Here is a 23186-nt window from a genome sequence, read left to right on the forward strand (position 1 = left end):
AATTCCCGTGAAAGAAATGGCTTCAAGTGAGGCAGGCCGATCAGGCGCGGCGCCGCGTTGCGGAGGAATAGCCGCTTGCTATGACGCGATTGCGGCCGCTGCCCTTGGCAACATAAAGCCTCTGGTCCGAGATAGAGAAGATTTCGTCCCAGCTCAAGCGGCTGCCGGCTTGGCGTATGGCAACGCCGAAACTGGCTGTGACCTTGATGCCCATCTTGCGCTGGACGGCGGTGGTTTCCAGCAATTGCCGGTAGTTCTCGAGCAGGTCCATCGCCTTGGCTTCATCGACATGGCGCAGCACCAGCACGAATTCTTCTCCGCCGATGCGGGCCAGGGCATCGCCAGTGCGTAGCGCGCCATTGATCAGCCGGGACACGCCGGCCAGCACTTCGTCGCCCACGGCATGGCCATGGGTGTCGTTGATCGCCTTGAAGTGGTCGATGTCGAAAAGCGCGACGCCAACGCTCTCCCCGATCCGGTCTGCACGCCTGAAGATCGCATCGACACGGTTGAGCAGAGCCCGCCGGTTGAGCAGCCCGGTCAGGGTGTCTGTGTCGGCCATGCGGCGCAGCTGCCGGTTGAGCTGACGTTGCTCCTGTTCGAGAGCGCGCTTTTCGGCCTGGTGCTTGCGGAGCGTAGCAAGCCCGTCGGCGATATCGCTAACTTCCCGGGCCACGCCGCCTATGGGCGCCGGTTCGCCGAGATCGCCGCGCGCGAGAGCCAGAACATGCTCGTGTAGCTGCATCAGGGGCGCGAAGAGCATTCTGCGCAGCAAGATAGCGGCCGAGATCAGCGCCAGGAGCACGAGCGTCGTCAGGGTGACGGAATTGATCACGCTCCGCATAGTCTTGTCTGCATCGGCATCGAGCGCGTCGATTGCGGCTTCGACGATTGCGGTGCGTAACAGCTCGGAACTGCGCAGCCCCGGCATGAACTTTGCGGTGAAATCCCAGGGTGAGAGGGTGTTTTGTCCGGCATGCTTTTCGATGGTCTCATGAGCCAGCACCAGCGAGCCCTGGAAAAAGTCGGCTTGAACATCTTCGATCAAGGCTTTGACCGCAGGCGTGCCGAGAAGGTCGTCGGCCATACTCAGGCCAGTCATCCAGAGGCTGTGGACGATCCCCTCGCTCTGCCCCATCAGCTGGGTAAAGCGCTCGTCCTGATTGGGCGCGGACATCAGCGCCAGCACTACGTAGGATCCAAGCCGGCCCTCATGCTCGCGTAAGGCGCTGGCGTGATTGGCCAGCATGATCTCGCCGGCCAACTGGGGCACTTGGGCCACGATATAGTCGCTGACGATGTTGCGAATCTCGGCGGCGCGATCGGCGGCGTCAAACATCGACATGATTGCCGTAGCTGCCTGTTCCGTCGTGCGCTGGTCATAGTCCGTTGCCGTCACAGCATCGACAGCGGCGCGTCCCTGGGCAAGCTCGGACATGAGGGCAGAAAAGGCAGCTTCGCCGTCCTCGGTTGCCATATACGAGTGGTACTCTTCCGCCACTTTGGCGATAGCCCTATCCGTCTGCAAGCGCTGCACGGCAAGGACCTGATTCATGTGACCCGCTTGTGAGCGCTCAGCGCCCATCGCGGAGTTGGATGGGCCGCGTTCTGCCGATACCGCGTTGGCTGCATCGAGCAGCACGACGAACCGGGCCAGCTCCTTTGCGCCATGCCTGTGGCGGTCATGCTCCGCCAGGTTCGACATGGTGGAGGCGGCGCCCAGCAGCACACAGCCGACTGCAGCCACGCCGATGCCAAGCCACTGAAGTTGTTGAATGCGAAACACGTCGGTCCCCTGATCCGATAGTGATGGCACAGGGAAATCTGACAACAGGTGAACGTGCGTGGTTAACGGCTTGCGCGGTCAGCCGCGCTGGATGAAACTCTCGAGCACTTTCTTGGTGCCGGCCTTTTCGAAATCGATCGTGAGCTTGTTGCCTTCAACGCTGATCACCTCGCCATAGCCAAATTTGAGGTGAAACACGCGTTCGCCAACCTTGTAGCCGCTCGACTGCCCGCCAAGGTCCACTGACCGGGCGACCAACTCGCCTTCGATGGTCAATGGGCCGCTGCCCTTACGCGTTGCCTGATTGGCGCGGGCGCGCTGCCAGCCGGGCGTCTCATAAAGGCTTTCGAACGGATCGGCCTTGTTGAAGCGGCTCGTTGCGCCGCCACCATAGCCATAGCCGCCATAAGCGGAGCCACGATCGGTCACCACCACGGCATCGGGCGGCAGTTCGTCGACAAAGCGCGAAGGCATGGCCGATTGCCACAGACCGTGGATCCTGCGGTTCTGCGCCGCCGAGATACGGACGCGGTTGCGGCCGCGCGTGATGCCGACATAGGCAAGGCGCCGTTCCTCTTCGAGCCCGGCCTTGCCGCTTTCGTCCATCGAGCGCTGGCTGGGGAAAGTGCCTTCCTCCCAGCCGGTGAGAAAGACGGTGTTGAATTCGAGCCCCTTGGCCGAGTGCAGCGTCATGATGGTCACCGCATCGCTCGCATCGGCGCTGTCGCGATCCATAACGAGGGATATATGCTCAAGAAAGCCACCAAGGGACTCGAACTCTTCCATGGAACGGCTGAGTTCCTTGAGGTTTTCCTTGCGGCCCTGCGACTCCGCCGATTTGTCGGCCGTCAGCATGTCCATATAGCCCGATTCCTCAAGAATTTGCTCGACCAGCTGGTAAGGCGGCAGGTTCTCGGCGCGGTAGGCCCAGGAATCAAATTGCGACACCAAAGCGCGCAGGGTCGAACGCTGCTTGGGCTTGAGCTCTTCTGTTTCAGTGAGCATGCGTGTCGCTGAAAGCAGAGGCACATTCTGGTGCCGTGCGGCCTCGATCAGCAGCTTGACCGTCGAATCGCCAAGGCCCCGCTTGGGCACGTTGATGATGCGCTCGAACGCGAGGTCGTCGGCCGGCTGAGCCACCAGCCGCAGATAAGCGAGCGCGTCCCGGATTTCCTTGCGCTCGTAAAAGCGCGGGCCACCGACAACACGGTAGTTGAGGCCGAGCGTGATGAAGCGCTCTTCGAGTTCGCGCATCTGGTATGATGCCCGCACGAGAATGGCGATCGAGTTGAGTGACTCTCCCTGGCGCTGATATTGCTCGATTTCCTCGCCGACAGTGCGCGCCTCCTCTTCGGAATCGTAGACCTGGGTGAAGGAAATCGGTTCGCCGGCCTCGGCAATATCGGTGTGGAGCGTCTTGCCAAGCCGATCTTCGTTGAAGGCGATCAGCGTCGATGCGGCTTTGAGGATATTGGCGGTCGAGCGGTAATTGCGCTCAAGCTTGATGACCTTGGCGCCAGGGAAATCCGTTTCGAAGCGCAGGATATTGTCCACCTCCGCGCCGCGCCAGCCGTAGATCGACTGGTCATCGTCGCCCACAACGCAGATATTGGCTTCGGGAGCAGGCTTGCCCTGGGCCAGCAAACGCAGCCACAGATATTGGGCGGTGTTGCTGTCCTGATACTCATCCACGAGCATATATCTGAACTTGCGGTGATATTCGGCGAGCACTTCCGGATTTTCCCGGAAAAGCCGGATGCACTCGAGCAACAGATCGCCGAAGTCGGCGGCATTGAGCGTTTTCAGCCGCGCCTGATAATCGTAATAGAGCTTTCCGGCCTTGCCATTGGCGAAGTGACCCGTTTCCGAGGCGGGCACGTCCTTGGGCAGCCAGCCACGGTTCTTCCAGGCATCGAGAATGCCGGCGAACTGCCTCGCGGGCCAGCGCTTTTCATCGATATTCTCGACCTCAAGCAACTGCTTGATCAGCCGGATCTGATCGTCTGTATCCAGAATAGTGAAAGCCGGCTTGAGATCGACAAGCTCTGCATGCGCTCGCAAGATACGGGCCGAAACCGAATGGAACGTGCCCATCCATGGCAAGCCATCGAAATTGGGCACGATCTCGTGGATGCGCCTTTTCATTTCGCTGGCAGCCTTGTTGGTGAAGGTCACCGCCAGAATTTGGCTCCCCCAGGCCATGCGCTGGTTGAGAATATGAGCGATACGCGTCGTCAGCACCCGCGTCTTGCCGGTGCCGGCGCCCGCCAGCACCAGAAGCGGTCCTTCGGTGGTCAAGACTGCGTCGCGCTGCTCCGGATTGAGCCCAGCAAGATAGTCCGGTGCCTGCCGGTTCAATTGACTGGTGATCGGCCCGCCAACAGGACGGGGCAGGGGAGCAGTATCGGCCATGCGCAAATAATCCATGGGCCACGCTTGGGGTGACGCGGTCCAGCCTTGACGAATCTTCTTTTGTTCTCGTCTGCAATATAGGGATCGCAGGCCGCGGTGTATAGAAGCGCAGAGCTGGAGTCAGTAAAGCGTGAGGACCGCCAGTCGCTATCGATGTATCGTGGTTGTGAACCCGTCCTGCTCGCAACCGAGCGAGCTTTCCACTATTTGGCGCGCTCAAGTGGCATTCTGATGCAAGATATAGCGTGCCCGCCCTTGCACGGGCAAAGCAAGTGCCTACACTTCGCGCCAAGACTCTGAGGCAGACCAAAAGCCGTGCTCAATAGGATATACATCGTCGTTGGGCTGCTCGCCATTCTGGCACTGGCGAGCGCATTCATCGTGCCGCGCTTCATCCACTGGGGGGATTATCGCGACCGCATGGAAGTGCTTGCCGAAAGTGTTTTTGGCACTGACGTCCATATACGCGGCGATATCGACTTCACCCTCTTGCCCGAGCCCCGTCTTTCCTTTGCCGATGTCGTCGTGGGAGCAGAAAACGCACCGGTCGCGACCGTTGGCAGTATCGAGGCGCGCTTCGCTCTGCTCGACTTCCTGCGTGACCGCTACAATCTCTCGGCGCTCGTTATGAAATCGCCGTCCATTGCATTTGAGCTCGACGAAAACGGCCTACTTGTCAGCGGCGTTGATCTCTCAGGCGCGGGGCAGGGTGTCGCCCTTGAGCAGGCCCGGATCGAAGAGGGCGAAATCAACCTCATCGATCGCCGCTCCGGCGATAGCTATAGCCTTTCCGAAGTCAATGGGGACCTGCGCCTTGGCAGTTTTGCCGGTCCTTTCCAGTTTCAGGGCAATGCGATCTATGACGGGGAGGCCTATGCGTTGCGCCTTAATAGCGGCGTCGTCGACGAGGCTGGCTCGAGCCGCGTGTCTGCCTTCATTGCCGATGCTTCCGGTTCGAGCTCGTTCACGCTTGATGGCGCAATGCAGACCGGACCGGCGCCCAAGTTCGATGGAACCGTGGTCCTGCGTCAATCCCCGCCGGCTGCAGCGCGCGCCGAGCAGATCCGGGGCAATCTGGTTTTTGAAAGCAAGATCGCCGCTTCCACCGATCGCATCGTTCTCAATGGCTACACGCTGGTTCCGGACGAAAACCGCGCCGGTGTGCGATTGACTGGTGCTGCAAGCGTGCAACTTGGCGCGCGCAACAGCTTTGAAGCGGTGGTATCGGGCGGTGTGTTCAATCTGCCCCCGCGTGATGCCGAGGAAGATGCGAGCCAGATGCCTTATGAGCTGGTGCGTCTTCTCGGCGAACTGCCTGCGCCGCCCATTCCGCCGATCCCGGGCCAGATCGGTGTCGATCTTGCGGAGATCGGCCTTCGTGGCGCAGGGCTTCGCAATGTGCGGATCGATGCCACGACCAATGGCATGATCTGGACCCTGACCCGAGCCGAAGCGGACTTGCCTGGTAATTCCAAGCTCACGCTGTCGGGCTCGCTGCGCAATGATGGGGGACTTCTGGGCTTCAACGGGAATGTCGAGCTCACCACGACCCGGCTTGATGCCTTGAGCCAGCTTTGGCGGCGGGCGCGTGAAGATAGCCCGCTATTCAACGTGCCTGCACAGCTCTCCGGCCAGCTGATGCTCGCAGGCGACGCGCTTGGCTTTTCCCATGGCCTGCTGAGCCTCAACGGCAAGACCCATGCGGTGGAAGCCCGGCTTGGCTTTGGCGAGGAGGCTCGTCTCGATCTCGTGGGGCGGCTGGACGCTCTTGCACCGGGCGATAGCGCTATCCTGTCGGCCATCTTCCCCGATCCGGCATCAGACGCCGCCTTTGGCGTGAGCTTTCCCCAGGGCAGCTTCTCGCTTCGCAGCCAGGCCATTCGCGTGCTGGGTCTTGAGGCGGCCGATTTCCAGGCCGAGGGCAACTGGTCTTCCTCCGGCCTTCGCTTCTCAAGGCTTGTCAGCTCCGATTGGGGCGGCATTGCGCTCAATGCGAGTGGGCAGCTCCGCGGCACGCTTGCAGCACCAGTGATCACCGGCGCCGGTCGCTTCGAAGTCGACCGCTCCGATGCGCCGGCTCTGGCGCGGCTCTACAGTTTTCTGGGCGTCCCTGCGGTCTGGCAAACAGGCTTCTCGCAATCGCTTCCGGCGGCGCTCGAGGTCGAATTGTCCGAGGATGACACGGCAGAAGCACAGCTTCTGGCGCTTCGCGGAGACCTCGCCGGTTCACGGCTCGAGCTTTCCCTCGAGATGGCAGGAGGCCTTTCCGGCCTTGGCGCTGATCGCGTGCGCGTCATCGGTTCACTGGAAACAGACGACACGGCCGGCCTGATGCGCCAGCTCGGCCTCGCCGAGACCGCGCCCTTTGCCGCTTCTGGCGAGGCACTGCTCAGCCTTTTCGCGGAAGGGTCTGCCGAGACGCGGTTCGATACCCGGCTGTCCCTGAGCCAGTCTGGCGAGCTGGCCGCTTATTCCGGCGAACTGTCCTTGTTGCCATCGGGCGAACTGACCGGCACCGGGATGATCGAACTGTCGCTCACCGATGGCTCCGGCATGGCTGATCTTGTGGGCGGTACCGGCATCGGGCTCGGGGGCTTCGAAGCCACGGGCAGCCTCGATTTCTATGGCCTCCAGTCCATTGCGGTGACGAGCCTTGTGGGGGAAACGGACGCTGCGGCCTTTTCAGGCGAAGTATCGATAGAACGCGTGGCCCAGCGTCCTAGCATCCAGGGTGCTCTGGAGTTTGACACGCTCCCGATCGAGGGGCTCGCCGCTGCCGTTTTTTCGCCTGCGGCGCTGGTGGCCGGAGGCGGTTCGTGGCCCGACGGGCCGCTCGCGAGCAGTACGAGTCCTCGATCTACCCGCGGCAGCATCGCTGTGACGGCGCGGGAGATCGACTTCGGCGAAGCGCGCCTCGATGATGCCGGTTTCACGCTCAACTGGGACCAGCAGACGCTCGCGATCGCCGACCTCAGCGGCTCGATCGGTGGTGGCAGGCTTACTGGCACCCTTAGCCAATGCTGCTCCGGCCCCTTGCTGGACCGTACACTGACCGGCCGGCTGACGCTTGAAGATGTTGCTGTGGACGCCCTGGCGCCGACCGCCATGTCCGGAGTCTCAGGCAGCGTGTCGGGGAGCGCCAGCTTTGAAGGCACGGGCGCGTCGCTGTCGGACATCGCCGCCAGTCTCGCCGGCGAGGGCAATCTCACGCTGAGCGATCTGAGAATTCCGCGGCTCAGCCCCGAGGTCTATCCCACGGTTTCCGCGCTTGATGATGTTCTCAACATGGACACGGACGTGCTGACGATCCTGATCGATCAGGCTCTGACCCAAGGCGACTTTGCGGCGCCCACCGCTACGGGAGCATTCCGGATCGCAGGCGGCACGTTGCGCCTCAGCAATCTGCTTGTGGATGGTGGTGGGGCTCGCCTGGCAGGCGGAGTCAATCTGGCCTTCCCAACTCTTGGCCTCGATGGATTATTCGTTCTCACCCCGCGCGGCTTTGCCGATCCCAGTGGGCTGATCGAGGGAGAAAATGCGCGTGTGCTTGCGCGGCTGACAGGAACGCTGGCGGCCCCGCAATTGTCCATCGACACCTCGGAAATGGTAGCGGCCGTGCAGGTGCGGGCCAACGAACTGGAGGTCGATCGGCTTGAAGCCCTGCAACTTGAGGATGAAGCGCGGCAGCGCGCGGCCGCCGAGGAGCGCAATCGGCTGATCGCCGAACAACAGCGCCGGGCAGCCGAAGAGGCGGCCGCCCGGGCAGCAGCAGAAGAGGCAGCGCGGCAAGCGGCGGAACAGCAGGCGCCTCCAGTGCTTGGGCCGCTTGAACCAGCGCCCCCTGCAAATCCAGTCGCGCCGTCCGGCACGCCGCTTGATCTCACCTATCCGCCGCCGTTCAACGTTTTCGGCGGCGAACCGGTCAACGTTCCGCGCTAGCCGCTGCTGCGGCGGCGCCATCCCGATACCAGGCCAGAACCGCAAGCCGGAGGGCAGACGAAAGATTCGTCGTCTCCCGGCTCTCGTCGACCTCGCGCACGAGTGCGGCCATGCTGAGGTCGCGGCGTGCCGCGATGTCCTCCAGCCCAGCCCAGAACTGCGGTTCCAGCGCTATGGATGTGCGATGTCCTGCGATCGAAAAGGATCGCTTCTGCATGCTTTTGTCAGGGCTTCTTGCGGAAGGCGTCGAGGCTCACGACCTTTTCGCCGCTCTGCTCGCCAGCATCCGTGTCGCCCTTTTCGGTGCGTTCGGCGGCGGCATCGGCCGCTTCTTCTTCGGACCCGTCTTCTCGCGGCGCTGTGGCGGGGTCAAACTGCAGACCGAATTGCACGGAGGGATCGAAGAATCCCTTGATGGCAGCAAAGGGGATAACCAGAACTTCCGGTACGCCGTCGAAGCTGAGGCCGACCTCGAACCCTGTCTCAGTGACCTTGAGGTCCCAATACTGGTTCTGCAGCACGATGGTCATTTCCTTGTCGTACTGGGTGAGCAATTTCTCGCTCAGCCGCACGCCAGGCGCGCGTGTCGCAAAGGAAATGAAGAAGTGATGTTCGCCGGGCAGGCCGGTGCGCGAAACCTCGGCCAGCACCTTCCGAACGACGCCGCGCAGGGCTTCCTGGGCGAGAATGTCGTAACGCAGGTGATCTTCGGCCATTTTCGTCCCTTGGTCGTCGCTATGCCGTTCGAATCCGAACGGTCCATATCAGCCTTACGTTCCCGAAGAATTCAAGGACAAAGGCGAACAAGTCAGCTGAGCAGGACGGGAAAAGTGAGTGCAGGCTTCTGTTGCCAGGTGCCTGCGAACCCCGCCTGCCACCCGGCTAGGAGTGGAGGACTTTAATTCCCAGTGCTAGCACCGCTTACGCGGCGAGAGCGACCGGAGCCTTATTGTTGTCATTAGCAACTATAAGTTTTAGCCCGATAACGGCGGTACCATGCCGAGCGAAAGCACACTCTTTACGCCCTCGTCGATCCTGTTTCGTCCCCATTGGCTCCTCTTAGAGAGGGGAGATGGTGGAGACGCCGGGTACTGCCCCCGGGTCCGATGGGTTTATTACAATGACAGTTTATCGCCATAGCCCTTGCGGGCACACCCTATATAGGTGAGCCATCCGGCAGATGCAAATGTCTCCGTTCAATTCGCCTTAACGCCTCCCGTCCATCCTCTCCAAAGAGGGTGCACATGGCTTTTTCGCGCGATACGATCCGGCAGAACATTGGCAAGCGCGGGTGGCGCCACAGAGCGCGCCGGCTGTTCTTCCCGGTTTCCCTGGCAATGGCCGCAGCAGTGGGTGGGATCGGGGCGGTCGTGCTAACCGAAAGCGGATGGGCCGGGCGGCTTCTTGGCGAATCGGGTTGGGCAGTGGCCAGCCAGACTTTTCCTATCTGCGCCGGGCGAAACCGGCAGACTTGCGTGGTCGACGGCGACACCTTCTGGCTTGATGGGGTCAAGATTCGCATCGCCGATATCAACACGCCCGAGATCGGCCAGCCGAGTTGTTCCGAGGAAGCTCAGCTTGGCCGGCTTGCACAACACCGCCTCCGCGAGCTTCTCAGCGCAGGCGATTTCGATCTTGTACGCGCCGGCAGGGACGAGGACCAATATGGGCGCAAACTCCGCGTGGTCGAGCGCAATGGCCGATCGCTGGGCGATGTTCTCGTAAGCGAAGGACTGGCCCATCCTTGGCGTGGCCACCGCGAGAACTGGTGCTGACAGACTGGACAATGCCGGAGCCTTGCGCTCATTTCGGGCAGAAGGAGCGTTCGGCATGGCGTTGTCACCAATAAGCGGTAGGGATTGCGACGGCTGCACCGCCTGCTGTGCCTTTCCCCCGATCCATTCCGAAGAGCTGCGAAAGCCGGCCAATACGCTTTGTGTGCACTGCGTGGAAGGCGGCGGGTGCTCCGTCTATTCCGCACGCCCCACGGTATGCCGAGGCTTCTACTGCGGATGGTTTTTCCTGCCCGAACTCGGCCCGGAGTGGCATCCGAACAACAGCGGCATCGTGCTGCGCTCTGAATCCTTCGAGGACAACGCGGTTACCCTGCTGATCCTGCGCCTGTCGCCGTTCCTTGTATCCGAAGAGTTCGCGGCGACGGTAGGGGGGTGGATCGAGGCAGACATTGGAGTGGAGTTCGAGCGGCTTGGCCCGCCTGCACACTTGCCAGCGAAGATGCGGATCAATGAACTTCTCGTAGACGCGGTCGCCGCCCGCGACCTGCGGGAGATGCAAAAGCTCTTCGCCTGGTCGCTTGCCCACATCGATAACACCCATGAATGGGAAGCGGACAGCACGCCCATGCTCAGCCATTTGCGGGCTTAACTGCTGCCCCGGCGCGGGTTTTCGCGTGACCTGTGCACAGTTGCTGCAGCGGGCTCGGAGTGGACGCGAATCGCTCTATCCTTGAGGGATGCAGCCCTATCTTCAGCTTCTGTCCGATATTCTTGAACACGGCGCCGACAAGTCGGATCGAACCGGAACGGGCACGCGCAGCCTTTTCGGCTATCAGATGCGGTTCGATCTTGCCGAGGGCTTTCCGCTCGTCACGACCAAGAAGCTGCACCTCAAGTCCATCATCTATGAACTGCTCTGGTTTATCCGCGGCGAAACCAATGTGCGCTGGCTGCAGGAGCGGGGCGTCAAGATTTGGGATGAGTGGGCGGACGAGAATGGCGATCTCGGCCCCGTTTATGGTTCCCAATGGCGCAGCTGGCCCGCGCCCGAAGGCCGGCATATCGATCAGCTCGCCGCGGTGGTCGACTCCATCCGCAACAAGCCCGATTCCCGCCGCCACATTGTTTCCGCCTGGAACCCGGCTGAGGTCGACGACATGGCCTTGCCGCCTTGTCACTGCCTGTTCCAGTTCTATGTCGCCAATGGCAAGTTGAGCTGCCAGCTTTATCAGCGTTCCGCCGACACGTTCCTTGGCGTGCCGTTCAATATCGCTTCCTACGCCCTGCTCACGCATATGATGGCGCAGGTGACTGGCCTCGAAGTCGGTGATTTCGTCCATTCCTTTGGCGATGTGCACCTTTACAACAATCACTTCGAGCAGGCTCGCCTGCAGCTGACGCGGGAGCCCCGGCCTTTGCCGAAGCTGGTGATGAACCCGGAGCGCAAACGGCTTGAAGATTTCGTCTTCGAGGATTTCAGCTTCCAGGGCTACGATCCTCATCCCCACATCAAAGCCGACGTTTCGGTATGACGCGCTCTCTTGCCGAACTGACCGCGCTCGTGTCCCAGGTGTCGGACATGTATGCGCGCGAAACCGGCGTGCGGCGTGATGATGACTGGTTTGCCCTCAAGATGCAGGAAGAATTGGGCGAGCTGATCGCCGAACACCTGCGCCTGACCGGTCGCGGCCGGCAAAAGGGTCTCGATGAAGCAGCAATCGTCGCGGCTCGAAACGATGAGGCCGCAGACCTGCTCGCCTTTCTTCTGCTTTATGCCCAGCACAACGGCATCGACCTTGACGCGGCGCTCGAACGGAAATGGTTCGCCTATCTTCGCCCCGACACGGAAAGCGGTTAAACTGCTACGCTCAAGCTCGGCTGGAGAGTCCGGTTTCAAAGTTAGACATCTGTTTTTGTTGAGGAATGGGACGGATCGATGCGTTTGATCGGGTGGGTTGCATTTCTAGCCTCTTGCACCGTGCCGGTGTTTGCCAATGACACCACGGCACAGATGACGACGGGCGGCCTCGAGTTCGTCAGCCATGGCGAGATCGCCATGGAGAGCGAGGAACTGTTCATTTCGCGCGAAGAAATCCGCGTTACCTACCGGTTCCGCAACGATGGCACGGAGGACCATTCGATCCTTGTGGCCTTTCCCATGCCCGAGATCGTTCCCGATCACTTTTCGCCCGTGGCGTATCCCACGGGGCCTGAGGACAACCTCTTCGAATTCGAGACCACCTTCAATGGCGAACCCGTTGCTGTGGAGCTTCACGAATATGCCTATGCATCCGGCGTCGACCGCACCAAGCTTCTGCGCCAGCTCGACCTGCCACTCTATCCCATGGGAGATGCAGCCACCGAGAAGACTGCAGCTCTTGGGGCTGAAGAACTCGAGAAGCTGCTCTTTTATGGGCTGGTGATGCCCGACGAGTTCGACATGGGCGAGGGTTGGGAAACCCGCTATTGGCCAAGCTGGACCTACAAGGCGACCTATACCTGGGAAGCGACGTTCCCGGCCGGGGAGACGGTAACGGTCGAGCACCGCTACGTGCCAAGCGTTGGCGGCACAGTGGGTGTCGCTCTTCTTTCCGAGCCGTTCGAGGGATATGATCCGGCCGAGGAGTACAGGACGCGCTACTGCACCGACGATGCCTTCAAGGCCGCTGTGCGCAAGTCGCTGCGCGACCCCAACGAGCCGTGGTCCGCACCGTTTTACGAGAGCTGGATCTCCTACATTCTGACCACGGGCGGCAATTGGGCCGGTGGCGCCATTGAGAACTTCCGGCTAGTCGTCGACAAGGGAAGCCCCCAAAACCTCGTGTCCTTCTGTGGCGAAGGGGTCAGCAAGATCGGACCTACGACCTTTGCAATGGTTAGAACCGATTTCTGGCCCGAGCAGGAGCTCAACATCCTCATCCTCGAACGCCAACCGGATATGTGACGACTTCCGTGATTGACCAAGACCTGACCATCCGCTCCGCAATCCCTGCAGATGCGGGCCTGATCGTGCGCCTCATCGCAGCGCTCGCCGAGTACGAAAAGCTTGCCCACGAGGCGAAGGCGACCGAGGCCGATATCCTGCGGGACCTCTTCGGTCCGACGCCCAAGGTTTTCTGCGAGATCGCGGAGTTTGCGGGCGAGCCGGTCGGCTTCGCGCTCTGGTTTTATACCTATTCCACCTTCCAGGGCAGGCACGGCATTTGGCTCGAAGACCTTTACGTCGATCCCACGATGCGGGGCAGGGGGTTCGGCAAGGCGTTGCTGATTCATTTGGCGCGCCGCTGTGTCCGCGAAGGGCTTGGGCGCTTCGAGTGGTGGGTACTCGACTGGAACGAGCCGAGCATCGAGTTCTATAAAGGACAGGGCGGCATCATGCAGGACGAATGGACCAAGGTGCGGCTTGACGGGGAAGCGCTGCTTGCGCTTGGCCGGCATTGAAGCAGCGCATTTCCCTGATAGCGGCTGTTGCCGAAAACCGTGTGATTGGCCGTGATGGGGATATGCCCTGGCGCATCCCCTCAGACTTTGCCTGGTTCAAGCGCATGACGATGGGCAAGCCCATGATCATGGGGCGCAAGCAGTTCGAGACTTTCCCCAAGCCGCTCGCAGGTCGTCCGCATATCGTCGTTACGCGTCAAAGCGATTATGAAGTCGAAGGCGCCTTGGTGGTGCACGACCTAGAGGAAGGCTTTCGTCAGGCCTCTAGCCTGCCCGAAGCTGCCGAAACCGGCGAAATCATGGTGATCGGAGGGGGCGACATTTACGCGCAGGCGATCGCGGTGGCCGACCGGCTCTACATCACCCATGTGCGCCTCACCCCGGAAGGGGATGTCCATTTCCCGGTCATCGACCCCGAAATCTGGGAGATCACCGGCCATCCCGAGGTAACGCCGAACGAAAAGGACCAGGCAAGCTACACGATTTCAATCTACGAGCGGCGCCGGCCTGCCGCGCATTGATCGCATTGGGCGCTTGCTTATATATGGTTCCAACCAGATTTCGAAAAAGCCGAAAGGAAAGCGATGCCTTGGGAGAATAATGGAGGCGGAGGTGGCCGCAATAATGGCGGCCCCTGGGGCCAGGCACCCGGCGGAGGTGGCGGCGGCCCGCGCCGTCCTGGCGGCGGTGGAAACACTCCCAATCTCGAGGACATCCTCAATCGCGGTCGCGATCAGTTTCGCGGCGGCGTTCCGGGCGGCCGTTGGGCCATCGTTGGCGGCATCGTTGCGCTGCTTGCATTCTGGGGCGTCAACTCGGTCTACACCATCAATCCGCAGGAAGTCGGCGTCGAACTGCGGTTCGGCCAGCCCAAGCCTGAATTGTCCGGTCCGGGTCTGCATTTCCTTCTTTGGCCGGTGGAAACGGTTGAGCGTGCGACCACAACTGTGAACCAGACACAGATCGGCATTGCCAATCCCAACAGCAATCGCGCCGGCGGCGTTCGGGACGGTCTGATGCTTTCTGGCGACCAGAACATCGTCAACGTCCAGTTCTCGGTTTTCTGGGCGATCAACGATCCCGTCGCCTACCTCTTCAACGTCCGTGATCCTGAATCCATGGTTCGCTATGCCGCTGAAAGCGCCATGCGCGAAGTGGTTGGCCGCCGTCCGGCGCAGGACATCTACTCGGATGACCGTTCCGGTATTTCCGCCGAAGTGCAGCGCATCACGCTTGCTACGCTGGAAAGCTACGGCCTCGGCGTCTCGGTCAATCAGATCCTGATCGAAAATGCCGGTCCTCCGGCGGAGGTCATCGACGCCTTCAACGAAGTGCAGCGTGCCCGTCAGGACGAGACGCGTCTTCAGGAAGAAGCGCGTTCCTATGCCAATACCCTTCTCGGCGATGCCCGCGGTCGCGCGGCAGCGTTGCGGGAAGATGCGGCCGCATACACCAACCGCGTGGTGCAGGAAGCGACCGGTGAAGCAGAGCGCTTCAACGCTGTCTATGCCGAATACGTCAATTCGCCGGAGGTGACGCGCAAGCGTCTGTTCCTCGAAACCATGGAAGAAGTGCTTGGCGCTTCCGAAAAGGTGCTGATCGAGAGCGGTGCCGGTGGTTCCGGCGTGGTGCCCTATCTGCCGCTGCCTGAACTGCGTCCGGGCAACACGAACACGACGGGGAACTGATCATGACGAATCGCCTCTTTATCATCGGCGCCGTCATCATTGCGGCCCTCTATGTCCTCTTCTCCTCGCTCTACGTTGTGGACGAGCGCGAGCAGGCTATCGTCATGCGCTTTGGCCAGATCACCGATGTCCGTACCGAACCAGGCCTCTACTTCAAGGTTCCGACCGATATCGTCGATAGCGTCCAGATCATCGAAGATCGCCTGCTGCGCTATGACATCGCCAATATGCGTGTGCAGGTATCGGGTAATGCGTTCTACCAGGTCGATGCTTTCCTGACCTATCGCATCGCCGATGCGCGCCTGTTCCGCGAGCGCGCCACCGGTCAGCTTTCGGTTGCCGAAGACCGTATCGGGGCCAGCCTCGATGCCGCCTTGCGCCAGGTCTACGGTCTGCGCGAATTCAGCGCGGCCCTGTCCGACCAGCGCGGCCAGATGATGCAGGAAACCCGCGAGCTGATCCGTCCGGACCTGGCAGAACTCGGCATCGACGTCGTGGACGTGCGTATCCTGCGCACCGATCTGGACGAAGACGTTTCGGCAACCACTTTCGAGCGTATGCGCGCTGAACGTCTTGCAGAAGCTGCGCTCCTTCGTGCCCGCGGTGAAGAACAGGCTCAGAGCCTGCGCGCCATCGCCGATCGTCAGGCCGTTGAAATCGTTGCGGCTGCAACGCGCGATGCCGAAATCATTCGCGGTCAGGGCGATGCCGAACGCAACCGCATCTACGCTTCGGCTTATGGACAGGATGCCGAATTCTTCGAGTTCTACCGCTCGATGGAATCCTATCGTGCAGCCCTCGCCAATACCGGCACCACCATGGTTCTCTCGCCCGATAGCGCCTTCTTCCGCTACTTCGGCTCGAGCGGGGAATTGCCTGCGGCCAACACGACTTTCGCGCCGCCGCTGGCTCCGCAGGAACTGCCGGAAAGCGCCACGCCGAGCACCGAGCCAGCGCTCGATGGATTGGGGATCGAAGAGACCGTTGCACCTCCGGCCATTACGCTTGAGGACGGCTCAGAGCTGACGCCCACCATCGGGACAGAGGCGCCGGCTCCAATCGAGATCGAGCCAACGACGCCACCGGAGCCTGCCGAAGCGCCTGCTCCTGAGGCTTCGGCCACAACTCCGGCGCCCTCCACCGCGCAATAAGTCTCAAAGCCCGGCCATTGTGCCGGGCTTTGTTTTTGCAGTGTTGAGCCGCTCAGTGTCGGCTTACGGACGTGAGCAAAGGCGGGAACTTACTCCCGGCCTCAGAAATTTCCGATAGTCTCTCCCCATCACCGGTGCGGGTGAGCCGGCGCGCCCCTTTCGTATGGGGGAGCACGTTCTGGCACCGGCCGACCCTGCGAGGAGCGATCAATGGGCGCGATTCCGGAGCTGTCCGAAAAACCGGCGCCGGAGGCAGGTCTGTCTCTTCAAAAAACAAATCAATCAGAGGCAGACCTGCCTCCGGTCCTGTTCACGGATGCACCAGCCGGAGGCGCCTAGCCAACCGGGACTTTCGCATGCGTGGTTGCTTTCTCCTGCTTCACAGGCAGGACAAGCTTCGAATGCGGGGCGCAGGCTGGCGCAGATCAACGCACGAATTCGTCTTCTTCATAGCCCTGCAGATAGAGCAGGGCAGTGAGATCGCCGTGATCGACGCGGTATGCGGCGGCGGCAGACACTGCCGGTTTGGCGTGAAGCGCGACACCAAAGCCCGCGATCCCGATCATGTCGAGATCATTGGCTCCATCGCCTACGGCAAGTGTCTGACCGAGGGAAAGGCCCCGCTCTGCCGCAAGGGTCTCGAGCCGGATGCGCTTGGTGTCTTTGTCGACGATGGGCTTTCGCACCGTGCCTGTCAGCTGCTCGCCCTCGAACAGGAGAACATTGGCCACTGCCTCGTCGAAGCCGATGCGCTTGGCAAAGTAATCGGCAAAAAAGGTGAAGCCGCCCGAGACGAGCGAAGTATACGCGCCATAGGCTTTCATCGTGTGCACCAGCGTTCGTCCGCCAGGTGTCAGCGTAATCGCCTCGCGGCGCACCGCCTCGATGGTCGCGCGTTCAAGACCCTTGAGCAGGGCAACACGGGTATCGAGCGCCGCGCCGAAATCAAGTTCACCGCGCATTGCTCGTTCGGTGATCTCGGCAACCTGCGGCTTGAGATCGAGCGCGGCGGCAAGTTCGTCGATGCATTCCTGCTCGATCATGGTGGAATCCATGTCGGCAATCAGCAGCAGCTTGCGCCGGCCATCTGTCGGCACGATGTTGGCATCGACACGCCGCTGGCCGATGAGATCGCGGGCTATGGCGAGCGCATCGGGCGCCTTGGGCTCGATAATGTCGCACGCCACCTGATGGCTGAGCCAGTTGAGTTCTCCGCCGGTTTGTTGCACCACTGCGGCGGCCAGCGACACGTCGAGATCGGAATCGGCGGGATTGGCGATAAGGCTGAGAACCGGCATGGCAACGATGTCTTTCGGGAGGGTGGAGTGACGCGCCAGAGAAGCGCCGTCCTGATAGCGGGTCCCACCGCCAGCGGCAAGTCGAGGCTGGCGCTGGCGCGGGCTGAGGAGCGCGGTGGTCTCATCGTCAACGCTGATTCCATGCAGGTCTATGACACCGTGCGCGTGGTTACGGCGCGGCCGCCGGCTGAGGACGAAGGGCGCGCTGAGCATCGTCTTTATGGCACGGTGCCCGCCAGCCGACGCTTTTCGACCGGCCAGTGGCTCGGTGCCGTAACGGAAATTCTTGCGCATACTGATATCGAGCGCGAGGTGATTTTCGTCGGCGGAACAGGGCTCTATTTCAATGCCTTGATAAACGGATTCGCCGAAGTTCCCGAGATCTCGCCCGAGCTGACCTTGCAGGTTCAGCAGGAGCTCGAGCCTCTTGATGAGGCTGGCCGCATGGCGATGCTCGTGGAAGTGGATCCGGAAATAGCCCGGCGCCTTGGGGTGGCCGACCCGCAGCGGGTTACTCGTGCCCTTGCGGTGCACCGCGCAACGGGGCGGCGTCTTTCATCGTTTCAGGATGATCTGCAGGAGGGGCCGCTGCAGGGCTGGCGCATCGAGCGTTTCGTGCTTGCGCCCGACCGCGATGTTTTGCGCGCCCGAATTGCCACGCGGTTTGAACAGATGTTTGCGAGCGGTGCCGTTGAGGAAGTTGAGGCGCTTCTTGCCAAAAGGCTCGATCCATCTCTGCCGGTCATGAAAGCGATCGGGGTGCGCGAAATCGGCGACTGGCTTGATGGGCTGCACGGACGCGAGGAAGCGATCACGCTCGCCACGATAGCAACCCATCAATATGCCAAGCGCCAACGGACCTGGTTCCGCAATCGCATGGGGGATTGGCCGAGATTAGGTCTCGAAGGCCAGCCGCTTAGATGACGATCTTGACGAGCCCCAGCCGTTCACGCCAGGCAAAGCGCGCCAGAAGAATGGCGGCAACAAAGGCCAGCCCGCAAGCCAGGCCGATCCAGATGCCGACGCCACGCCACCCGACCACCAGACCAAGCACATAGGCAACCGGCAGGCCGACAAGCCAATAGCCGACAATGGCGACGATCATCGGCACCTTGGCATCGCTGATGCCGCGAAGTGCGTGGGCGGCCACGACCTGAACTCCATCTGCCAGCTGGAAAATACCCGCCACGATCAGGAAGGTTGCCGCCAGCGCCAAGGCATTGAGGTTTTCGGGTTTGGTGGGATCGAGGAACACTCTCACAATAAACGGGGCAAGAGTCAAAAAGGCGAGACAAGACACGATCATGAAGCCGGTGCCAAGCGTCATGCCGCTCCACCCGGCGTATCCAATACCCGCCCGATCATTCCGGCCATAAGCTATGCCGACCCGGACGGTGGTCGCCATGCCGACACCCAAAGGCACCATGAATGCGAGGGAGGCGCACTGAAGAGCGATGGCATGAGCCGCCACCTCATCAGTGCCGAGCCGACCCATCAGCAAGGCCGCTGCGGTGAAAAGGCTGACTTCCGCCAGCACAGTAAAGCCAATTGGCAGGCCGAGAGCGAAAATCTGGTGGAACTTCTGCCAATCGGGTTTCCAGAACCGCATGAGAATGTGGAAGCGCCGCAAACGCCTATGCGTCAGCACGAAGCTCAAGAGTGCTGCGAACATGGCCAGATTGGTGAGGATTGTGGCGATTGCTGCCCCACGCAGTTCCAGCCGGGGAAAGCCCCAGTTGCCGAACATCAGCAGGTAGTTGCCGAGCGCATTCACGGCCACGCCGACCAGCGTGACGAGCAGAATGACGCGCGCGGCATCGAAGGTGGACAGCAGCGAGCGCAGAACGACGATGGCAAAACCCGGAAACAGCATCCATGCCGCGATCTGGGTATACTCTTCCGCCCGAGCCGCCAGAGCAGGATCCTGTCCAAGCCACCCCATAATGGTGCGAACCTGCAGGATCAACGGCACCAGAACCAGCGCTGTCAGGATGCCGATCCAGAAGCCTTGTCGCACGAAGCGGCGCACGGCCTTGATGTCACGCGCGCCCCTTGCCTGAGCCGTAAGTGGCGCAACAGCGCCAACGAGCCCGATGCCGCCAACCAGAAAAGGCATAATGAAGGTCGATGCCAGGGTTCCTGCGGCCAGTGCTTCGGGGCCGAGCCAACCCATCATGATCACATCGGTGGTGTTGATCGCATTCTGCGCCACTTGGGCCACCACCAGTGGCCAGGCCAGGGCAAACGTCGCGCGCATCTCATGGGCCCACCCTGTCGGAGAAGGGTGAGTTCGGCTGGCCGCTTGCTGCGGCGACACGACATCTTCAGTCATTTGTATTTCCCACGCGTACCGGCTTGGTCTAGTCCAATGCAGACCCGCTTGGAAGATGGAGCTTACTCATGATCGAAACGACGAAGCGGGTGCTCCTCGCCGCCGCCGGGCTACTCGGTGCGCTGGGAGTGATGAGCGCAGCAATGGCTTCGCACAGCATGGAGGCGCGGAACCTCGCGGCGATATCTGCCATGGCATTGGCGCATGCGCCGGTTCTTCTCGCGCTGGCTCTGGCGGGCAGGGGACGTGTTCATATGGTCGCGGGTGCGGTTCTGGTGGTGGGGTGCACCCTGTTCATCGGCGATCTTGCGATGCGTGAATGGCAAGCGGTTGCACTGTTCCCCGGGGCTGCCCCACTGGGCGGCGGCGCACTTCTTCTTGGCTGGATCGTGATCGCCATCTCGGCCCTCGTTAGGAATTGATTCAAACTTTTGTGTGGAACGCCGGAACCAAGAAGATCGGCGGGGCATTATGCGTCCGATCAGTTTTCTGGAGGATCCCATGCACAAGTTCCTGATTATCGCCGCAACCGCTCTCTCGCTGGCTGCCTGTACGTCCACCCAGCAGGGTGCAACCGTTGGCGCCCTGGGCGGTGCGGTTGTCGGGGCAAGTGCAACGGGTGGTAGCGTGATCGGTACTGCAGTCGGTGCCGGCATTGGCGGCGTTGTCGGTGCAGCGGCAGGCGACGTTCTGGGCCGTGTAGATGGCAGCAGCGATCGCTGCGTTTACCAGCGTCCGAACGGCACCCGCTACGTCGACACCTGTCCGCGCGGTTAAGGTTACACAGAGGCGGTTTACGTCCCCAAATCGTCTGTGTGGTGCGAAGAACACCCGGTCGGAGCCCCCACCGACCGGGTGTTCTGCTGTAAGCCTCAATATGGTCTTGAAAAATTCACGGAGCACCGCAATACTCCGCTTCCGTACATGCCACTTGTCTTGCGCTACCTGAACAACCGGGCTTCCGGAAACTAGGCTACCTCCTGATCTGGTGCATCGTAGGGTCGGGCCACGCGGCCAGACTTAACTTGTGCCGAGCTTCGGCCAGACCTAGAGGATCTATGTCCATGTCTTCCATCACGGGCACCGTGAAGTTCTTCAACACCACCAAGGGCTACGGCTTCATCTCGCCCGACAACGGCGAGAAGGACGCATTCGTGCATATCTCCGCCGTTCAGCGCTCCGGCCTTCAGGGTCTGTTTGAAGGCGACAAGGTCACCTTCGAACTGCAGACCGGCCGCGATGGCAAGGTTTCCGCGACAAATCTCGCGCTTTTGAGCTAATCGCCACAGGCGAATCGCGGCAAAGTGAGTTTGTTCAAGGGGCCTTGGGCCCCTTGAATCGTTTTGGCCGGTCCTGCCGGGTTTGGAGTACCGCCATGTTGCGTGAGTTTCTGAGTAACTGGAGCCCCCGGGTCGAGACCCCTGATGGCCTCCGCCAGGCCGGAGCGTTACCCTATGCGGTAGTGGAAGGTCGCCTCGCTTTTCTGCTGATCACTACTCGAAAAACCGGACGGTGGATTTTCCCGAAAGGCCGGATCGAGCCTGATATGACGCCATGGGATAGCGCCGCCATGGAAGCGCTCGAAGAGGCTGGTGTCATCGGCGAGATTTCGCAGGTAACCGTTGGCAGCTACCGCGCCAGTTCCGGTGGCAGCGGAGCGACGCTGATCGACGTTGATCTCTACCCTCTGCGCGTTACTGAGCAACTCGATGAGTGGCGCGAAAAAGGTCAGCGTCTCCGGCATTGGGCCACCCTTGAGGAGGCCAAGCGGCTCCTCGCTGACCGGTCACTGTCCCGGCTTGCAGAAAAGGTCGAGGCGATGCACCGTAGCGCCGCTACCCGATAAACAGATTCATCCCGAGATAGACGACAGCCGAGAGCGCCGCCGCTGCAGGGACGGTCACGACCCAGGCTGCCGCGATGCTGTAGACATGTTGACGGCGCACGAGCCGTCGCCGCTCGGTTTTGCGCATGTTGGCCAAAGCCTGTTCAGGCGTCGCATTAAGGGTGTCAGGATCAACGAAGCGCGAATTGGTCGGGACGGCCGAGCCTTCCATGTCCCGGCGAGAAATGTGCTCTCTCAAAAAACCGACACCAAAGATTGCGCCCACCGCGATGTGGGTCGAAGAAACGGGCATGCCGAGTGCGGACGCGATCAGCACCGTGACAGCAGCCGACAGAGCCGCGCAGTAGGCGCGGATTTCATTGAGGCGCGTGATGTGCTCGCCCACCGTCTTGATCAGCTTGGGGCCGAATAAAGCAAGGCCGAGCGACAGTCCCACCGCGCCAATGGCTAGCACCCAAAAGGGTAGGGCGACGCCGGCAATCTCGCTATGGCCGGTCTCAAGGCTTGTCACCACAGCAGCAAGCGGACCGATGGCATTGGCGACGTCGTTGGCGCCATGGGCAAACGAGAGTAGTGCAGCCGCAAAAACCAGCGGGAGACGGAAGAGGGCCGCCACGTGCTTCTTGCGGTTTTCCATGTGCAAGGACTTCTTGCGCACCCAGGGCATGGCAACAATCCAGCCAAGCCCGGCGAAAAGAGCGCCCAGCAGCAAAGTCACGGCCGGACCCGGCTTCCAAACGCGGCTCAGGCCCTTGGTCGCCAGATACATCGCGAAGACACCCGTCATCACGGCAACAAAGATCGGTACCCACAAGCGAGCGGCCGTGATCTTATCGAGCCTGGTCGTGATCGTTGCGCGCACGATAACCAGAAAGATCGCCGCGACGATGCCACCCATGACCGGGGAGATCACCCAGCTTGCGGCAATGGATCCGATCACGGGCCAGGCAACGACCGAAAACCCGGCTGCCATGATGCCGGCGCCGACGACGCCCCCGACGACCGCGTGTGTCGTCGAGACCGGAGCGCCGATGAATGTCGCGAGATTGACCCACAGGGCCGAGGCCAAAAGGGCGGACATCATCACCATGACAAAGGAGCGGCTATCCATGTCCGGGACTGTCAGCAGGTCTCGGGCTACCGTAGACACGACATCGCCCCCGGCCAGCAGCGCCCCGGCCGCTTCGAAGATGGCAGCGATGATCAGGGCGCCAGTCATCGATATGGCGCGCGAGCCCACAGCGGGGCCCATATTGTTGGCTACGTCGTTAGCGCCGACATTAAGCGCCATGTAACCGGCGATTACCGCGCCTATGACGATTACGTAGGTGGTTGGGCCTTGTCCGAAAGCGAAAGCCACCCAGACGCCGACCGCGAGCAGGAAGACGAGCGCGAGACCGGGCGCCGCTAGCGTGCGCGACAGGTTGTGGGTTGCCGCTTCGATGCCTTCAACCTGGCTCAGGTCCTTGTCGAGTGCATTAGCCATGTCATCAATCTGTCACAATGAGGTTCACGTGCCTTTATCATCCCAGGAGTGGCCTGCCAGCCCCAAAACTG

At 61.3% G+C, this 23186-nt stretch carries 22 protein-coding genes and 1 other RNA gene; 15 read left to right on the plus strand and 8 right to left on the minus strand.

Going from position 1 to position 23186, the window contains the following annotated elements; all coding sequences use genetic code 11:
* Positions 1-40 precede the first annotated feature (40 nt).
* Both BM364_RS05120 and BM364_RS05125 read right to left on the minus strand, forming a co-directional pair.
* The gene (locus tag BM364_RS05120) at positions 41-1786 is read right to left on the minus strand and encodes a GGDEF domain-containing protein (protein ID WP_092421753.1); all 1746 of its coding nucleotides are present in this window, start codon (positions 1784-1786) and stop codon (positions 41-43) included.
* A gap of 78 nt (positions 1787-1864) precedes the next feature.
* Positions 1865-4198, minus strand: coding sequence for an ATP-dependent helicase (locus BM364_RS05125; protein WP_244542773.1), 2334 nt, complete (start codon positions 4196-4198; stop codon positions 1865-1867).
* A gap of 315 nt (positions 4199-4513) precedes the next feature.
* Here BM364_RS05125 and BM364_RS05130 point away from each other — a divergent pair, with 315 nt between their 5' ends.
* The gene (locus tag BM364_RS05130; protein ID WP_092421759.1) at positions 4514-8137 is read left to right on the plus strand and encodes an AsmA family protein; all 3624 of its coding nucleotides are present in this window, start codon (positions 4514-4516) and stop codon (positions 8135-8137) included.
* On the opposite strand, the gene BM364_RS05135 is transcribed toward BM364_RS05130, so the two are convergent.
* The 3 genes from BM364_RS05135 to ssrA all read right to left on the minus strand — a co-directional run bounded on the left by BM364_RS05135 (position 8121) and on the right by ssrA (position 9327).
* Positions 8121-8354: a ribbon-helix-helix domain-containing protein gene (locus tag BM364_RS05135; protein ID WP_092421762.1), complete on the minus strand. Its 234-nt coding sequence runs from the start codon at positions 8352-8354 to the stop codon at positions 8121-8123. The two genes, BM364_RS05130 and BM364_RS05135, sit on opposite strands and share 17 nt — an antisense overlap.
* Positions 8355-8361: 7 nt before the next feature.
* Entirely contained in the window at positions 8362-8853 is a 492-nt protein-coding gene (locus tag BM364_RS05140) for an SspB family protein (RefSeq protein WP_092421765.1), read from the minus strand.
* Positions 8854-8970: 117 nt separating this feature from the next.
* Positions 8971-9327, minus strand: a transfer-messenger RNA (tmRNA) gene (gene ssrA / locus BM364_RS05145).
* 54 nt (positions 9328-9381) lie between these two features.
* On the opposite strand from ssrA, the gene BM364_RS05150 reads away from it, so the two are divergent.
* The 9 genes from BM364_RS05150 (at position 9382) to hflC (ending at position 16153) form a co-directional block, all read left to right on the plus strand.
* Entirely contained in the window at positions 9382-9912 is a 531-nt protein-coding gene (locus BM364_RS05150; RefSeq protein ID WP_175528468.1) for a thermonuclease family protein, read from the plus strand.
* A gap of 55 nt (positions 9913-9967) precedes the next feature.
* Positions 9968-10522, plus strand: a complete 555-nt coding sequence (locus tag BM364_RS05155) for a YkgJ family cysteine cluster protein (RefSeq protein ID WP_139232486.1) — start codon at positions 9968-9970, stop codon at positions 10520-10522.
* Between the two features lie 88 nt (positions 10523-10610).
* On the plus strand, positions 10611-11405 hold the full coding sequence (locus tag BM364_RS05160) for a thymidylate synthase (RefSeq protein ID WP_092421771.1): 795 nt from the start codon (positions 10611-10613) through the stop codon (positions 11403-11405).
* On the plus strand, positions 11402-11731 hold the full coding sequence (locus BM364_RS05165) for a nucleoside triphosphate pyrophosphohydrolase family protein (RefSeq protein ID WP_175528469.1): 330 nt from the start codon (positions 11402-11404) through the stop codon (positions 11729-11731). Before BM364_RS05160 ends, BM364_RS05165 begins: the two co-directional genes overlap by 4 nt.
* Before the next feature lie 78 nt (positions 11732-11809).
* Positions 11810-12817, plus strand: coding sequence for a DUF4424 domain-containing protein (locus BM364_RS05170; protein ID WP_092421774.1), 1008 nt, complete (start codon positions 11810-11812; stop codon positions 12815-12817).
* An 11-nt stretch (positions 12818-12828) separates the two neighbouring features.
* Positions 12829-13314: a GNAT family N-acetyltransferase gene (locus BM364_RS05175; protein ID WP_092423899.1), complete on the plus strand. Its 486-nt coding sequence runs from the start codon at positions 12829-12831 to the stop codon at positions 13312-13314.
* Positions 13311-13835: a dihydrofolate reductase gene (locus BM364_RS05180; RefSeq protein ID WP_092421777.1), complete on the plus strand. Its 525-nt coding sequence runs from the start codon at positions 13311-13313 to the stop codon at positions 13833-13835. The genes BM364_RS05175 and BM364_RS05180 overlap by 4 nt, the downstream gene beginning before the upstream one ends.
* Before the next feature lie 63 nt (positions 13836-13898).
* Positions 13899-15002: an FtsH protease activity modulator HflK gene (gene hflK, locus BM364_RS05185; protein ID WP_092421780.1), complete on the plus strand. Its 1104-nt coding sequence runs from the start codon at positions 13899-13901 to the stop codon at positions 15000-15002.
* A 2-nt stretch (positions 15003-15004) separates the two neighbouring features.
* Positions 15005-16153 carry a protease modulator HflC gene (gene hflC, locus BM364_RS05190; RefSeq protein WP_092421783.1) on the plus strand — a complete coding sequence of 383 codons (1149 nt, stop codon included), beginning with the start codon at positions 15005-15007 and terminating at the stop codon, positions 16151-16153.
* 425 nt (positions 16154-16578) lie between these two features.
* On the opposite strand, the gene serB is transcribed toward hflC, so the two are convergent.
* On the minus strand, positions 16579-17451 hold the full coding sequence (gene serB, locus BM364_RS05195) for a phosphoserine phosphatase SerB (protein WP_092421786.1): 873 nt from the start codon (positions 17449-17451) through the stop codon (positions 16579-16581).
* A 27-nt stretch (positions 17452-17478) separates the two neighbouring features.
* Here serB and miaA point away from each other — a divergent pair, with 27 nt between their 5' ends.
* A complete protein-coding gene (gene miaA / locus BM364_RS05200) occupies positions 17479-18375 on the plus strand; it encodes a tRNA (adenosine(37)-N6)-dimethylallyltransferase MiaA (protein ID WP_244542775.1) in 897 nt (298 codons plus the stop codon).
* On the opposite strand, the gene BM364_RS05205 is transcribed toward miaA, so the two are convergent.
* Entirely contained in the window at positions 18368-19783 is a 1416-nt protein-coding gene (locus BM364_RS05205; RefSeq protein ID WP_092421792.1) for an MATE family efflux transporter, read from the minus strand. The genes miaA and BM364_RS05205 overlap by 8 nt on opposite strands.
* Before the next feature lie 68 nt (positions 19784-19851).
* Between BM364_RS05205 and BM364_RS05210 the strand changes: the two genes are divergently transcribed.
* The 4 genes from BM364_RS05210 to BM364_RS05225 all read left to right on the plus strand — a co-directional run bounded on the left by BM364_RS05210 (position 19852) and on the right by BM364_RS05225 (position 21629).
* The gene (locus tag BM364_RS05210) at positions 19852-20205 is read left to right on the plus strand and encodes a DUF423 domain-containing protein (RefSeq protein ID WP_092421795.1); all 354 of its coding nucleotides are present in this window, start codon (positions 19852-19854) and stop codon (positions 20203-20205) included.
* Between the two features lie 79 nt (positions 20206-20284).
* Positions 20285-20560, plus strand: a complete 276-nt coding sequence (locus BM364_RS05215) for a glycine zipper domain-containing protein (RefSeq protein WP_092423901.1) — start codon at positions 20285-20287, stop codon at positions 20558-20560.
* 287 nt (positions 20561-20847) lie between these two features.
* Positions 20848-21063 carry a cold-shock protein gene (locus BM364_RS05220; RefSeq protein ID WP_092423903.1) on the plus strand — a complete coding sequence of 72 codons (216 nt, stop codon included), beginning with the start codon at positions 20848-20850 and terminating at the stop codon, positions 21061-21063.
* A gap of 95 nt (positions 21064-21158) precedes the next feature.
* Complete coding sequence (locus BM364_RS05225; protein WP_092421798.1) at positions 21159-21629, plus strand: NUDIX hydrolase; 471 nt, start codon at positions 21159-21161, stop codon at positions 21627-21629.
* Here BM364_RS05225 and BM364_RS05230 read toward each other — a convergent pair.
* Positions 21619-23115 (minus strand): inorganic phosphate transporter, encoded by a 1497-nt coding sequence (locus tag BM364_RS05230; RefSeq protein WP_092421801.1) that lies wholly within the window; start codon positions 23113-23115, stop codon positions 21619-21621. The genes BM364_RS05225 and BM364_RS05230 overlap by 11 nt on opposite strands.
* Positions 23116-23186: the final 71 nt, after the last annotated feature.

Source organism: Devosia crocina, from assembly GCF_900116545.1.
Taxonomy (GTDB): Bacteria; Pseudomonadota; Alphaproteobacteria; order Rhizobiales; family Devosiaceae; genus Devosia; species Devosia crocina.

Coding starts and splice junctions, on each gene's coding strand:
- BM364_RS05225 (WP_092421798.1), top strand. CDS start 21,159: ATGTTGCGTGAGTTTCTGAGTAACTGGAGCCCCCGGGTCGAGACCCCT.
- BM364_RS05140 (WP_092421765.1), bottom strand. CDS start 8,853: ATGGCCGAAGATCACCTGCGTTACGACATTCTCGCCCAGGAAGCCCTG.
- BM364_RS05125 (WP_244542773.1), bottom strand. CDS start 4,198: ATGGCCGATACTGCTCCCCTGCCCCGTCCTGTTGGCGGGCCGATCACC.
- serB (WP_092421786.1), bottom strand. CDS start 17,451: ATGCCGGTTCTCAGCCTTATCGCCAATCCCGCCGATTCCGATCTCGAC.
- BM364_RS05165 (WP_175528469.1), top strand. CDS start 11,402: ATGACGCGCTCTCTTGCCGAACTGACCGCGCTCGTGTCCCAGGTGTCG.
- BM364_RS05155 (WP_139232486.1), top strand. CDS start 9,968: ATGGCGTTGTCACCAATAAGCGGTAGGGATTGCGACGGCTGCACCGCC.
- hflK (WP_092421780.1), top strand. CDS start 13,899: ATGCCTTGGGAGAATAATGGAGGCGGAGGTGGCCGCAATAATGGCGGC.
- hflC (WP_092421783.1), top strand. CDS start 15,005: ATGACGAATCGCCTCTTTATCATCGGCGCCGTCATCATTGCGGCCCTC.
- BM364_RS05215 (WP_092423901.1), top strand. CDS start 20,285: ATGCACAAGTTCCTGATTATCGCCGCAACCGCTCTCTCGCTGGCTGCC.
- BM364_RS05205 (WP_092421792.1), bottom strand. CDS start 19,783: ATGACTGAAGATGTCGTGTCGCCGCAGCAAGCGGCCAGCCGAACTCAC.
- BM364_RS05170 (WP_092421774.1), top strand. CDS start 11,810: ATGCGTTTGATCGGGTGGGTTGCATTTCTAGCCTCTTGCACCGTGCCG.
- BM364_RS05230 (WP_092421801.1), bottom strand. CDS start 23,115: ATGGCTAATGCACTCGACAAGGACCTGAGCCAGGTTGAAGGCATCGAA.
- BM364_RS05160 (WP_092421771.1), top strand. CDS start 10,611: ATGCAGCCCTATCTTCAGCTTCTGTCCGATATTCTTGAACACGGCGCC.
- BM364_RS05210 (WP_092421795.1), top strand. CDS start 19,852: ATGATCGAAACGACGAAGCGGGTGCTCCTCGCCGCCGCCGGGCTACTC.
- BM364_RS05220 (WP_092423903.1), top strand. CDS start 20,848: ATGTCTTCCATCACGGGCACCGTGAAGTTCTTCAACACCACCAAGGGC.
- BM364_RS05135 (WP_092421762.1), bottom strand. CDS start 8,354: ATGCAGAAGCGATCCTTTTCGATCGCAGGACATCGCACATCCATAGCG.
- BM364_RS05150 (WP_175528468.1), top strand. CDS start 9,382: ATGGCTTTTTCGCGCGATACGATCCGGCAGAACATTGGCAAGCGCGGG.